A 13,497-nucleotide genomic window follows, 5' to 3' on the forward strand; every position below is an offset into this window, starting at 1 on the left:
TCCGTTACTCCAAGCCAGGGAGGGACGCCCGTCGGAGAGCGCACATGCGCGTGCCCTCTGGACGGAGGCAGCTCAGTCCGCCTTCACCGCGTCCTCTTCCAGCGCGATGGCGGGGGCCGCACCGTTGTAGACGGCGGCATCCAGCAGGCCCTCTTCGCGCGCCACCAGCACCGGGACCAGCATCTGGCCCGTGACGTTGGTCATCGTGCGCATCATGTCGAGGACGCGGTCGATGGCGAGCAGGTAGCCCAGCCCCTCCAGCGGCAAGCCCGCGGAGCTGAGCACCACCGTGGCCATGACCACCGCCGTCCCGGGCACGCCCGCGGTGCCGAAGCTGCCCAGCACCGACGCCAGAAGGATGATGAAGTACTGCGACGCGGACAGCTCCAGGCTGAAGTACTGCGCGACGAAGAGCGACGCGATGGCCGGGTAGATGGCACCGCACCCATCCATCTTGATGCTGGCCCCCAGCGGCACGGCGAAGGCCGCGTAGTCCTTGTCGACGCCCAGGTTGTTCGTCACGGCGCGCAGGGCCACCGGCATGGACGCGAAGCTCGACGAGCTGACGAAGGCCACCTGCATGCCGGGCGCGGCGCCCCGGAAGAAGCGCAGCGGATTGAGCCCGTGCGTCATCAGGAGGCCGCCGTACACGAAGACGATGTGCAGCGCGCACGCCACGTACAGCGCCAGCACCAGCTTGCCCAGCGGCAACAGGCGCTCGAAGCCGTAGGTGCCCACCAGCGCGGCGATGAGGCCGAAGGTGCCCAGCGGCGTGAGCTCCAGCACGAAGCGGGTGACCTGAATCATCGCGTCGCTGGCCTCGCGGACCAGCTCTCGCAGCCGGGCCGTCTTCGCGCCGAGCTTCACCAGCGCGAAGCCCAGCAGGCCGGCGAAGAAGATGACCTGGAGGATCTTCCCATTCGCGAGCGCCGCGAACGGGTTGGTGGGCACCACGTCCAGCAGCACCTGGATGGGGCCGGGCACGTCCCGTGGCTTGTAGGTTTCAGTGGCGACGAGCTGGCCCACGCCCTCCCCGGGGCGGAGCAGCGCGGCGACGCCCAGGCCCACCCCCACCGCCAACGCGGCGGTGACGGCGAACCAGAGGAACGTCTTGCCGCCGAGCACCGCCATGCTCTTCTGCCCGTGAAGCGCCGCCACCGCGTTGATGACCGCGAAGAACACCAGCGGTGTGGCGATCATCTTGATGAGGTTCACGTACAGCGTGCCCAGCGGCTGGAACCAGGGCCCCGCGGGCTCCCCCACGAGCCACCCGGCGACGGCCCCGAGCACGAACGCCCCCAGGACACGTTGCCAGAAGGGAATGCGGAACCAGGCGGAGACGAGCTTCTTCACGGGGGAGACCTCTCGACAGCGGGCGGCGGACGATAACCCCAGGCCCCAGGCCGCGCAGGATGAAGCGCAGAATTTGCGCCGAGGGTGCCCGCGCCCGGGATCCGGGTTTTGCAGCGTCCGGCCGGCCCCGGCGGGACGCCACAGAGCAACAGGGCCTCCCATTTATTCCCGAGGAGCGGTACACCTGGGCCCCATCATGGCCGAGACCTCTTCGCTCAACATTCCCACTGTCGACCTCGCCGACCTCGCGTCGGATGACTCCGCTCGCGTCGAGCGCGCCGCCGCGGCGATCCGCGAGGCCTTTGGCGTCTTTGGCCTCGTGTACCTGAAGAACCACGGCGTCGACACCCAGGCGCTGAACCGGTTCTACGACGCGTTCGCGGCGTTCATCGCCCGGCCCGCCGAGGAGAAGAAGCCCTACGGCCGCGCGGACATCTGGTACCAGCGCGGCTGGACGCCTCCGAACACCGAGGTCGCGGTCGCCAGCAATGGCCAGCCGGACTTCAAGGAGTGCTATTTCGTCGCGCCCTACCCCAACGACGCGCAGTCCGCGCTCGAGTTCCCGGAGCTGTACCCGGAGAACGTGTGGCCCCAGAACGCGCCGCCCTACTTCGAGGACGGCATCATGACGCTGGGCCGCTCCCTCCATGAGGCCGGCCTGAAGCTGCTCCGTGGCTCCGCGGTGGCCCTGGGCCTGCCGGAGACGCTGTTCACCGACCTGTGCGACCGGGCTGCCCACGTCACCCGCGCGCTCCAGTACCTGCCGCTCACCAACGCGCAGGTGAACACGGACATCGTCTGGGGCGAGGAGCACACCGACTTCAACCTGCTCACCCTGCTCCCGGGCGGCCGCTTCCTGGACCCGGACGGCAGCCCCGCGCCCGGCCCCGACAACAAGAGCGGCCTCTACCTCCGCACCCGCGCGACGCCCGATGCGCCCAACGGACTCAAGGTGCGGGGAACCGCGCCCGCGGGTTGCATCGTGGCGCAGGTGGGCCAGCAGCTGGAGATCCTCACGGGTGGCACCTTCCTCGCCACGCCGCATGTCATCACCGCCCCGGGCGTGCCGGGCTGGCAGCGCCAATCCGCCGCGCACTTCATGCACGTGCACACGAACACCGTGCTCTTCCCACTGGAGAAGTTCCGCAGCGCGGATGCCGTCCGGAACTACGCGCCGCCCGTGCTCGCGGGGACGTATGACATCAAGACGCTCGTGGACATCGGCCTTGCGCCCGCGAGCGCGCTCGACAAGCTGGGTTACCGGCACTACGACCGGCTGAACCGCCAGCGCGCTGGCGCGTAATCCTGCGGTACCGCTTGAGGCCCCGGAGACAACCGGGGCCTCGCGTGAAACACAGCCAATAATCACAGACAATCAAACACAGGCACACAAAGACAATCCCCCATGTCTGTGTTTTGCATTTGCAATGACAGACTCTGTCATTGGCGAAGCCCCTTGTCGTCCGCGCATTACCTGCCGGAGGGTGCCAAAAACCACTGAAAAGAACTTCATGTAGGCATTGCACTCCCGGATGAGGCGCATTTCCTCGCGAGGAGGCAGGCCAGCGGCTCCTGAAAACCACTGATGACGTGTTCATGTAGGCATTGCACGTCTTCCTCCGGCGCCTGGCCGCGCGCAGACGTGTCAGGCAGGCGGGCGACCGGCATCAGGGCCCGCGAAAACTGCCTGAAGGTTCGTTCATGTAGGCATGACACATCCGTGCCTCAGGTTCTGGGGACATCCGCCCTGAGGCCGTGCGTCGTCGCCATCCCAGTGTGTCGCCTGAGCGACAGAGGTACCGTCCCAGCGGCAGAGGCAATGGCGTCCTGGTGGCAGACCAGTCAAGGGTAGCTCGCCCTGCCCTCGCACGATGCACCCCACCATCGACTTCAAGACGCTCTTCGACGTCTCACCCAACCCGTACATGCTGCTCGACCGCGAGCTGCGCTTCGTCGCCGCCAACCCAGCGTACCTGCGCGTCACGGCCAGCAAGCTGGACGAGCTGCTTGGCCGAAGCGTCTTCGAGGCCTTCCCGGACGACCCCTCGGACCCGAACAGCGCCAATCTCCGGCAGCTCCGGGAGTCCTTCCTGCGCGTCCTGACAAAGCGGGCGCCGGACATCCTGGCCCTGATTCCCTACCGCGTCCCCGAGTTGACGAACCAGGGCGTCGTCCCGACGTACCGGTACTGGAGCGCCACCCACATCCCCCTGCTCGATGCCTCGGGCGAGGTGGCCTACATCCTCCAGCACACCATGGACGTCACGGAGCTCCAGCGGCTGCAGGAGGCCGTCCAGACCGCGACCGGCTCCACCGGCACCAGCAAGCCTCCACCGTCGCAGCTGGAAGCCGGCGTCTTCCAGCGCGCGCTGCAGGTCCAGGAAGCGAACCAGAACCTGGACCAGGAGCGGCGCCACCTCCGTCGACTGTTCGAGCAGGCGCCCGGCTTCATGTGCTTCCTTCGCGGCCAGGGCCATGTCTTCGAGCTGGCGAACATGGCCTACATGCAGCTCGTCGGACACCGGGACATCCTCGGCAAGCACATCCGGGACGCCCTGCCCGAAGTGGATGGCCAGGGGTACTTCGAGCTGCTGGACCGCGTCTTCACCACGGGTCAGGCCTTCGTCGGACGGGGCATGAAAGTCTCCCTCCAGCGAACCCCCGATGACACGCTGGCGGAGAGCTACGTCGACCTCGTGTATCAGCCCATCATCGAGCCGGACGGGTCCATCTCCGGCATCTTCGTCCAGGGCCACGACATCACGGAGCAGAAGCGCGCCCAGGACGAACTGCGCCAGTACAAGGACCACCTGGAGGAGCTCGTCCAGGAACGCACCCGCGCATTGGAGGAGAGCGAGGCCGAACGGCGTCAAGCGGAGGCCGCCCTCCGGCAGGCCCAGAAGATGGAAGCGGTGGGCAAGCTCACCGGCGGCGTGGCGCACGACTTCAACAACCTGCTCCAGGTCATCAGCGGAAACCTGCAGCTCCTGTTCCGGGATGTGGGCGACAACGCCCAGGCGCAGCGCCGGCTGACCACGGCGGTGGGCGCGGTGGAGCGCGGCGCCCGGCTCGCGTCCCAGTTGCTGGCCTTCGCCCGGCGGCAACCGCTCAATCCCACGGTCATCAACCTGGGCCGCATGGTCCGCGACATGGACGACCTGCTGCGGCGCGCGCTCGGCGAGGACGTGGCGCTGGAGACCATCATCGGCGGCGGGCTTTGGAACACGTTCGCCGATCCGAACCAGCTCGAAAACGTCATCCTCAACCTGGCCATCAACGCGCGTGACGCCATGGCGGGCGAAGGCAAGCTCACCGTCGAGGCCGGCAACGCCATGCTGGATGACCACTACGCCCAGCTCCACCCGGACGTCGTGCCGGGCCAGCACGTGTTGCTGGCCATCTCCGACACCGGCTGCGGCATGCCGCCCGAGGTGCTGGAGCGCGCCTTCGAGCCGTTCTTCACCACCAAGCCCGAAGGCCGCGGCACGGGCCTGGGGCTCAGCATGGTGTATGGCTTCGTCAAGCAGACGGGCGGCCACGTCAAGATCTACAGCGAGGTCGGCCACGGGACGACCATCAAGATCTACCTCCCCCGTTCGCTCCAGGCGGAGATGCCGCGCGCCGAGGTCATCTCCGAGCACGTCGAAGGCGGCACCGAGACGCTGCTCGTCGTCGAGGACGACGCGGAGGTGCGCGCCACCGCGGTGGAGATACTGACGGAGCTGGGCTACCGCGTGCTCAAGGCCTCTGACGGGCAGAGCGCGCTCGCGGTCATCCAGAGCGGCATCCCCATCGACCTGCTCTTCACCGACGTGGTGATGCCCGGCCCGGTCCGCAGCCCCGAACTGGCGCGGCAGGCCAAGGCCCTCTCCCCGGACCTGGAGGTGCTCTTCACGTCCGGCTACACGGAGAACGCCATTGTCCACGGCGGCCGGCTGGATCCGGGTGTCCAACTGCTGAGCAAGCCCTACCGCCGCGAGGACCTGGCGCGGAAGATCCGCCAGCTCCTGGCCACCCGGCAGCAACGCATCGCCCAGCGCGAGGCCCCCAGCCGTCCCGAGGCGCCACCACGCTGGCACCCGCTCGCGTGAAGCGGACCGCGCTGCGCATCCTCCTGGTGGAGGACGACGAGAACATCCTCCTCCCCGCCTGCGAGCTGTTGGAGACGATGGGCCATACCGTGACGGCCGTCACCTGCGCGGAAGAAGCCACGCCCCTCTTGCGCGCACAGGCGTTCGACCTCCTGTTCACCGACGTGAGCCTGCCCGGCAAGTCCGGCATCGAGCTGGCCCACCAGGCCGTCCAGGACGTGCCCGGCCTTCGCGTCATCATCGCGTCCGGCCACGGCACCAACGTGGACACCGGTGGCGACAAGGGGCCGCTCGCCGGCGCCGTCCTCCTGCCCAAGCCCTACGGCCTGTCCCAGATCGAGCAGGCGCTCGCCCAGGCCATGGCCTGAAGGTGAATTCAGGTTCATGCAGTGCGTCATGCATGCCCCTACGCGGGGCGCTTGCTCCTCGCGCGCCAAAGTCCGTTAATCGGGCGTATGAAATTCCTGAGAGAGCTCCGCTCGGTCCTCAACCTGACCGTGCTGGTGGCCGGGCTCGGCTACTTCGTCGACCTCTTCGACATCACGCTGTTCGGCGTGGTGCGTGTCGCATCGCTCAAGGACATCGGCGTCACCGACCCGGCCGACATTCTCCAGAGCGGCCTGCTCATCTACAACGCGCAGATGGTGGGCATGATGGTGGGCGGCCTGCTGTGGGGCGTGCTCGCCGACAAGCGCGGACGCCTGTCGGTGATGTTCGGCTCCATCCTGCTCTACTCCTTCGCGAACCTGGCCAACGCCTTCGCCTGGGACGTCACCAGCTACGCCGTTCTCCGCTTCCTCGGAGGCGTGGGGCTCGCGGGTGAGCTGGGCGCGGCCATCACCCTGGTGGCGGAGTCCCTGCCCAAGGAGAAGCGCGGCCTGGGGACCACCATCGTCGCCACGCTGGGCATGCTCGGCATCGTCGCCGCGGCCTTCCTGGGCCAGCACATGCACTGGAAGACGGCCTACCTCACCGGCGGCTTCATGGGCCTCGCGCTGCTCTTCGCGCGCTTCAAGGTGTCGGAGTCGGAGCTGTTCGCCAAGAAGATGGACCCCGCGCGCGCCAACCCGCTGCTGCTCCTCACCGGGGGCCGGTTCCTCAAGTACATCTGCTGCATCCTCATCGGCGTGCCCATCTACTTCACCACGGGCATCCTCTTCACCTTCGCGCCCGAGCTGACGGCCGGCCTCAACGTCCAGGGCACCGTGACGGCCGGCAACGCCATCCTCTATGGCTCCATCGGCCTGACGCTGGGTGACTTGCTGGCGGGCGTCTTCAGCCAGTGGCTCAAGAGCCGCAAGCGCGCGGTGGCGATGAACCTCACCGCGGGCTTCGTGCTGATGCTCGTCTACGGCCTCACCCCGGGCCTCACCAGCACCATGGTGTACGGGCTGAGCTTCCTGATTGGCATCACCGTGGGCTACTGGGCCGTGCTGGTGACCATGGCCGCCGAGCAGTTCGGCACCAACATCCGCGGCACCGTGGCCACCACCGTCCCCAACTTCGTGCGTGGCTCTGCGGCGCTCGCGGCCAGCGGCTTCGCCTACCTGAAGGGCGAGGTGTCGGTGTCCACGGCGGCGCTCATCGTCGGCAGCATCTGCTTCGGCCTGGCGCTGCTGGCCCTCACCCGGCTGGAAGAGACGTTCCACCGGGACCTGGATTACGAGGAGACGGCGACCGGCCCACAGCCGGCCGCCCAGCCCTCGCAGTCCGGCACCTGACGCACGGCGCGGCGCCCACGCGACGCCGCGCCCTGAATCGGACGTTCGCCCCGGCAGCCGTTGCTCCGGGGCCCACCGGATGCATACAGCGCGCACATGGAACCTGTGTCGCTGCGTCCCATCCAGAAGGTCCTCTGCGCCAACCGCGGTGAGATTGCCATCCGCGTCTTCCGCGCGTGCAACGAGCTGGGCATCCGCACCGTCGCCATCTACAGCGACGAGGACCGCACCCACGAGCACCGCCACAAGGCCGACGAGGCGTACCTCGTGGGCCGGGGCAAGCGGCCCGTGGAGGCCTACCTGGGCATCGACGAAATCCTCGACGTGGCCGTGAAGGCGGGCGTGGACGCCATCCACCCCGGCTACGGCTTCCTGTCGGAGAACGCCGCCTTCGCGGAGGCGTGTGAGCGGCGTGGCATCCGCTTCATCGGCCCGCGCTCGGACGTGGTCCGCACCATGGGCGACAAGGTCGCCGCCAAGCACCTGGCCGAAGCGTGCGGCGTCCCGGTGGTTCCCGGCATCACCCTGGAGGGCGACGACGCGCAGGTGCTGGAGCAGGCCCGTGCCTTCTTCGCGAAGCAGGGTGGCCCCATCCTGGTGAAGGCGGCCCATGGCGGCGGCGGCCGAGGCATGCGCGTGGTGCGCGAGGCGCAGGCGCTGGAGGATGCGCTGGCCTCCGCGCGTTCAGAGGCGAAGAGCGCCTTCGGTTCGTCGTCGGTGTTCCTGGAGCGCTTCCTGGAGCACGTGCGCCACATCGAGGTGCAGCTGCTGGGAGATTTGCACGGCAACATCGTCCACCTGCACGAACGGGACTGCTCCGTGCAGCGGCGCCACCAGAAGGTCATTGAGATTGCCCCCGCGCCCAACCTGGCCCCGGCGGTGAAGGAGGCCATCTGCGACGCGGCGGCGCGGCTGGCGCGCAAGGCCGGCTACACCAGCGCTGGCACCGCCGAGTTCCTGGTGGCGGGCGACGCCTTCTACTTCATCGAGTGCAATGCCCGCCTCCAGGTGGAGCACACCGTCACCGAGCAGGTGACGGGCGTGGACTGGTGCAGAGCCAGCTTCGCATCGCGGAGGGCTACCGGCTGGACGCGCCGGAGGTGGGCATCTCCCGGCAGGAGGACGTGGTGCTCCGGGGCTACGCGGTGCAGCTGCGCGTCACCACCGAGGACCCCGCCAACCAGTTCATGCCCGACGCGGGCGTCATCACCGCCTGGCGCGCGGCCACGGGCTTCGGCATCCGGCTGGACGGCTCCAACGGCTACACCAACGCCGTCATCTCCCCCTACTACGACTCCATGCTGGTGAAGGTCATCGCCTACGCGCCCACGTTCCAGGGCGCGGTGATGAAGGGCCAGCGCGCGCTGCGCGAGTTCCGCATCCGCGGCGTGAAGACGAACCTGCCCTTCCTGGAGAACGTGCTCGCCCACCCCGCCTTCCAGCAGGGAGAGACGTACACGCGCTTCATCGACGAGACGCCGGAGCTGTTCCAGTTGGAGCCTCGCAGGGACAGGGCCACCAAGCTGCTCCAGTACCTGGGCGACGTCATCGTCAACGGGCACCCCACCATCAAGAAGGACCAGCGGCTCAAGCCCACACAGTTCCTGGAGCCGCGGCTGCCGGTGACGCCTTCAGGCCCGGTGCCTCGGGGCACCGCGCACATCCTGGCGGAAAAGGGCCCGCGCGGACTGGCGGACTGGGTGCTGGCCCAGAAGCGCGTGCTGCTGACGGACACCACCATGCGGGACGCGCACCAGTCCCTGCTGGCCACGCGCATGCGCACGCGGGACATCCTCCGCGTGGCCCCGGCCACCGCGCACCGGCCTCCGAGCTGTTCAGCCTGGAGAGCTGGGGCGGCGCCACCTTCGACACCACCTACCGCTTCCTCAACGAGGACCCGTGGGCCCGCCTGCGCGCGCTCAAGGCCGCCGCGCCCAACCTGCTCCAGCAGATGCTCCTGCGCGGGGCCAACGCCGTGGGCTACACCAGCTACCCGGACAACGTGGTGGAGGCCTTCATCGACGAGGCGGCCGAGGCGGGCGTGGACGTGTTCCGCATCTTCGACAGCCTCAATGACCTGGGCAGCATGGAGGTCTCCATCCGCCGCGTGCTGACGACGGGCAAGGTGGCGGAGGTGGCCATCTGCTACACGGGCGACGTCGCCAACCCCAAGCGCACGAAGTACACGCTGGACTACTACGCGGACCTCGCGAAGCGGATTGAAGACTCCGGCGCGCACTTCCTCTGCATCAAGGACATGGCGGGCCTCTTGCGCCCGCGCGCGGCGGCCATGCTGGTGCGGCGCCTGCGCGAGGTGACGCGGCTGCCCATCCACCTGCACATGCACGACACGTCCGGCAATGGCATCGCCAGCTACCTGGAAGCCATCGAGCAGGGCGTGCACGTGGTGGACGTGGCGCTGGGCAGCATGGCGGGCCTGACGAGCCAGCCCAGCCTCAACGCGCTGGTCAGCGCGCTGCGCGGTCACCCCCGTGAGACGGGGCTGGCCAACGCGCGCCTTCAGCCGCTGGCCAACTACTGGGAGGACGTGCGCGAGTACTACGCCCCCTTCGAGGCCGGCCTCAAGAGCACCACCAGCGAGGTGTACTACCACGAGATTCCGGGCGGCCAGTACTCCAACCTCCGGCCACAGGTGGCGGAGATGGGCCTGCTGGCCCGGTGGAACGACGTGAAGGACGCGTTCGCGCTCGTGAACGTCCTGGTGGGCGACATCCCGAAGGTGACGCCGTCGTCGAAGATGGTCGGTGACTTCGCCATCTTCCTGCTCAAGAACGACCTCACGGTGCGCGCCTCCACGCTGGCGGAGGCAGCCGCGCTCACGCGTCAGAAGCTCATCGAACAGGCGCCGCGCCTGGACTTCCCCACCAGCGTGGTGGGCTACTTCCGGGGTGAGCTGGGCCAGCCGCCCAACGGCTTCCCCGAGGACCTGCGAGCCGCCGTGCTCAAGGGCCTGCCCCGCGTGGAGGGACGGCCCTCCGCCAGCCTGCCGCCGCTGGACCTGGACGCGCTCCAACGGGAGCTCTCCGCGAAGACAGGCCATGCGCTCACCCGCGTGGACGCCATCTCCAGCGCGCTCTACCCGCGCGTCATGGCCGGCTACCTGGAAGACCTGGGGCGCTACGAGGACGTGTCCATCCTCGACACCCCGAACTACTTCTACGGCATGGAGGTGGGACAAGAGGTCTGGGTGGACCTGGAGCCGGGCAAGACGCTGGTCATCAGCCTGTCCGCGGTGGGCGAGCCGGATGAAGAAGGCGTGCGCACCGTCTACTTCGCCCTCAACGGCCACACCCGCACCGTGCACGTGAGGGACCGCAGCCGCGCCGCCACCGTGGAGGCGCGGCGTCAGGCGGACCGCGCCAATCCCAGCCACGTCGCGGCGAGCATGCCGGGCACCGTCATCGCCCTGCATGCCAGGCCGGGAGACACCGTGGAGGCGGGCGCGCCCCTCGTCACCCTCGAGGCGATGAAGATGGAGACGGTGGTACGGGCCCCGCGCGCCGGCACCGTGGCGGAGGTCGTCCCCGCGCTCAAAGCCTCCGTCCAGGGCGGAGACCTGCTGGCGGTGCTCCAGTGACGGAGGGCCTGGACCCTCAGAACGTCACTGTCATCACCACGGTGTCCGCGTAGGCCCCCGCGGGGATGGTCTGCCCGGCCGGGATGCGCCCGAAGATGGGCACCGTCACCTCCACGCCGAACAAGGGGATGACGGGCCCATAGCGCCCCGTGCCCGACGTGCCGTTACCCCAGACGATGAGGCGCGTCGCGTCCACGTAGAGGTTGTATTCCAAGCGCTGAGCGCCCGGCCCCGCCATGCTGCGCGCCAGGGGGGTGCCGGAGCCACCGGCGCTGAAGTCGATGGTGATCGGGGTGCTCTGCCCTTCACACCGGTAGGTGATGCTCCCGGCGGAGTCCCGGGGCAGCAGGTCGGTGGTGAGGTAGGTGCCGAAGCTCACCCCCATCGTGCTGCGTATCTGGCAGATGGCCCCCGCCAGCCCTGGCAGCAACCCGCATACGCCAGCCACCGCGAACGCGGCCGCCCTATTTCGCCTCGTCATGGACACACCTCACCGTTCCCAGGTCAATGACCTTGCCCTCGAGGGATGGAACTTCCAGCGAGGTCGCGCAACGGCCCTTGGGGTAGACGACTGTCGCCGGCAGACGCCCTTCGGGCAGGCCCACCAGCTCGAACTCACCATTCCACCCGATGGGTGAACTCCACTTCTCTCCGTCCTTCTCGACGCGAAGCTCGCCGTAGGACAGCCAGCGCGTGTCCTCCGCCGAGTCGATGGTCACCTTGCCCCGGTAGGCGCGAATCGTCTGCGTCTTGAAGTCCAGCACCACGCCGCCCCGCTGGTACGTGGCCACCACCTGCTCCGTGGAGGGGATGTAGACGTCCAGCGGCACCTGATGGTCCGCCAGCGAGAGCCGGTTGGCGTTGTAGGCCTGGAGCCGCGTCACCACCAGCTCGCCGCTGGAGTCCGTGCGCCCGATTTCGTGGTTGTTGAGCCGCACGCCCACGCCTTCCACGCCCTTCACGCGAACCAGCGCGTAGCCCTGGTCCACCGCGCGCGTGGGACGCACGCGTCCGCCAATCAGCACCAGGCCGCCGGCGACCTCGGCCATGCCCGCCATCCGTCCTTCGAACCACTCCGCGCCCGCGCTGACGCGGCCCACGTTGGAGTCGAAGTCGGCGCGCGCCATCGCCTGGTCCACCGCCCCCACCCGGCCCTGCACCGGTAGCCCAGGCCGCCCTCCATGGGCACCGAGCGCGCGATGTCCACCGACGTGGTGCCTTCCCCGCGCAGCGCCTGGGAGTGCCCCACCGTACCCGTGGTGCGGGAATCGAAGATGGCGTTCAGGTACACCATCCCCTCGATGGCGGAGCCGCCTCGCTCGGAGTTGCTGCGGCTGGCGGAGAAGGACAACGTCGACCAGTCCGTCAGCCGCGCGGAGGTGGTGGCGCCCAGCCACGTCGTCCACCCGTCCCGCTGGTAGCGTGACAGCATCGCCTGCCCGCCCACGCTGACACTCTCCCCCAGCGCCAGGAACAGCGAGCCGCCCGTCTCCACGGTGGGGTGGTCGTCATCCAGCTCGAGGCTGGTGTGCGTGTAGGACTCGTTCATGCCCCGGCCGAAGACGGAGCCGCCCACCCAGCGGCGCTGGAGCGCGTACACGATGCCCGCCGCCAGCCCCGTTCGCCGCTCGCTGCGGCTGATGGCCTGTGACAGCTCCAATTCGCCGAAAGGCAACTGGATGAGCTGCATGGCGCCGGTGCTGACGACGTTGGGCGCCAGCTCCAGCCGCACGCCCGGCGTCAGCCACGACGTGAGGCCCATGCGGAAGTTGCCCAGGAGCATGGGCCGGCCGAAGGCGAAGTTGTAGAGATTGACAGACTCCCGCTCGATGCCCGCGGAGAGCCGGTAGTCGACCACGCCCGGAGAGAGCTGCTGCCCGCTGAGATAGTAGGACGTGTTCACCTCGCTCGCCCGGCCGAACGCGTCCCGGATGACGTAGCGCGTGTTGCCCTCGCCCCGGGGCACCGTGAGGTTCTCCAGCCGGAAGGGACCGGGCGGGAGCTCGGTGCGCTTCACCAGGTGGTTGTTGACGTAGACCTCCAACGTGGACGGCGTGGTGACGTCGCCCGCGAAGTCCTGCATCGGGTTGCGCACGAAGTACGGATTCAGCTCGAAGGTGCGCATGAGGTGGAAGCCGGCCACCACCGCGCCTCCGCCCAGCACGCCGCCAAAGCCCGTGGACTCACCCGCGATGGCGCGCACCATGTGCTTGGGGAAGTCCAACGACAGCTGCGTGAGCCCCCGCAGGGGCACGGAGCCGGGCCGCCATCGCGCCTGCGTCGTCAACAGGCCCCGCCCCACCGACGCGCCGGCCTCTCCAAAGAAGGTCAGCGAGGTGTTGCGGGCGTGGGCCGCGTAGTTGATGAAGCCGCTGGGGCTGCCGCGGACGGAGTAGTCCGACGGCGCCTGCGGCCCGAGGTTGATGCGCGTCTGTCCGAAGACGGTAGCGGGCAGCTCGCACGCCAGGCTGACGGTCCGCTCGTTCAGGGAGCAGCGCCCTTCGGGCTCCAGGGACCGCGCGGAGATGTATGTCTTTCCTTCGATGACTTCCTGGCGGCCCCCGAGCGCCACCAGGTCCACGCCATGGGCCTCGAGCGTGGCCGCGGGGAGCAGCACGTCACTGCCCCGCAGCATGGGGAAGGTGGCGCCGCGGGGGACGCCGTTCAGGGTGAAGTCCGCGACGATGGGCATCGGCGGCGCGGAGGGGCTGTCGGCCACGGGACCTTGCGCGGC

At 68.8% G+C, this 13,497-nt stretch carries 8 protein-coding genes and 1 pseudogene; 5 read left to right on the forward strand and 4 right to left on the reverse strand.

Features of this window, described 5'->3' with window-relative positions:
* Window positions 1-72 precede the first annotated feature (72 nt).
* Window positions 73-1,353, reverse strand: coding sequence for a dicarboxylate/amino acid:cation symporter (locus QEG98_RS20430; RefSeq protein ID WP_316567786.1), 1,281 nt, complete (start codon window positions 1,351-1,353; stop codon window positions 73-75).
* A gap of 196 nt (window positions 1,354-1,549) precedes the next feature.
* On the opposite strand from QEG98_RS20430, the gene QEG98_RS20435 reads away from it, so the two are divergent.
* From QEG98_RS20435 to QEG98_RS42010, 5 genes and pseudogenes are all read left to right on the forward strand, one after another.
* Complete coding sequence (locus tag QEG98_RS20435) at window positions 1,550-2,656, forward strand: isopenicillin N synthase family dioxygenase (protein ID WP_316567787.1); 1,107 nt, start codon at window positions 1,550-1,552, stop codon at window positions 2,654-2,656.
* A gap of 568 nt (window positions 2,657-3,224) precedes the next feature.
* On the forward strand, window positions 3,225-5,444 hold the full coding sequence (locus QEG98_RS20440; protein WP_316567788.1) for an ATP-binding protein: 2,220 nt from the start codon (window positions 3,225-3,227) through the stop codon (window positions 5,442-5,444).
* Window positions 5,441-5,812: a response regulator gene (locus tag QEG98_RS20445; RefSeq protein WP_316567789.1), complete on the forward strand. Its 372-nt coding sequence runs from the start codon at window positions 5,441-5,443 to the stop codon at window positions 5,810-5,812. Before QEG98_RS20440 ends, QEG98_RS20445 begins: the two co-directional genes overlap by 4 nt.
* Window positions 5,813-5,899: 87 nt before the next feature.
* Window positions 5,900-7,165: an MFS transporter gene (locus QEG98_RS20450; RefSeq protein WP_090494519.1), complete on the forward strand. Its 1,266-nt coding sequence runs from the start codon at window positions 5,900-5,902 to the stop codon at window positions 7,163-7,165.
* A 96-nt stretch (window positions 7,166-7,261) separates the two neighbouring features.
* Window positions 7,262-10,763 (forward strand): annotated as a pseudogene (locus tag QEG98_RS42010) (pyruvate carboxylase).
* A 16-nt stretch (window positions 10,764-10,779) separates the two neighbouring features.
* Here the strand turns inward: QEG98_RS42010 and QEG98_RS20470 are convergent.
* Genes QEG98_RS20470 through QEG98_RS20480 form a run of 3 tightly spaced genes read right to left on the reverse strand, consistent with a single transcriptional unit; the run spans window position 10,780 to window position 13,482 of the window.
* Entirely contained in the window at window positions 10,780-11,244 is a 465-nt protein-coding gene (locus QEG98_RS20470; RefSeq protein WP_316567791.1) for a spore coat U domain-containing protein, read from the reverse strand.
* Window positions 11,228-11,890, reverse strand: coding sequence for a fimbria/pilus outer membrane usher protein (locus tag QEG98_RS20475; protein WP_316567792.1), 663 nt, complete (start codon window positions 11,888-11,890; stop codon window positions 11,228-11,230). The genes QEG98_RS20470 and QEG98_RS20475 overlap by 17 nt, the downstream gene beginning before the upstream one ends.
* Window positions 11,782-13,482 carry a fimbria/pilus outer membrane usher protein gene (locus QEG98_RS20480; protein ID WP_316567793.1) on the reverse strand — a complete coding sequence of 567 codons (1,701 nt, stop codon included), beginning with the start codon at window positions 13,480-13,482 and terminating at the stop codon, window positions 11,782-11,784. Before QEG98_RS20480 ends, QEG98_RS20475 begins: the two co-directional genes overlap by 109 nt.
* Between the last annotated feature and the right edge of the window lie 15 nt (window positions 13,483-13,497).

Source organism: Myxococcus sp. MxC21-1, from assembly GCF_032612255.1.
Classification (GTDB): Bacteria; Myxococcota; Myxococcia; order Myxococcales; family Myxococcaceae; genus Myxococcus; species Myxococcus virescens.

Bases quoted from the DNA above. Each gene is read 5' to 3' on its own strand.
- QEG98_RS20435 (WP_316567787.1), top strand. From the start codon at position 1,550: ATGGCCGAGACCTCTTCGCTCAACATTCCCACTGTCGACCTCGCCGAC.
- QEG98_RS20440 (WP_316567788.1), top strand. From the start codon at position 3,225: ATGCACCCCACCATCGACTTCAAGACGCTCTTCGACGTCTCACCCAAC.
- QEG98_RS20450 (WP_090494519.1), top strand. From the start codon at position 5,900: ATGAAATTCCTGAGAGAGCTCCGCTCGGTCCTCAACCTGACCGTGCTG.
- QEG98_RS20470 (WP_316567791.1), bottom strand. From the start codon at position 11,244: ATGACGAGGCGAAATAGGGCGGCCGCGTTCGCGGTGGCTGGCGTATGC.
- QEG98_RS20475 (WP_316567792.1), bottom strand. From the start codon at position 11,890: ATGGCGCGCGCCGACTTCGACTCCAACGTGGGCCGCGTCAGCGCGGGC.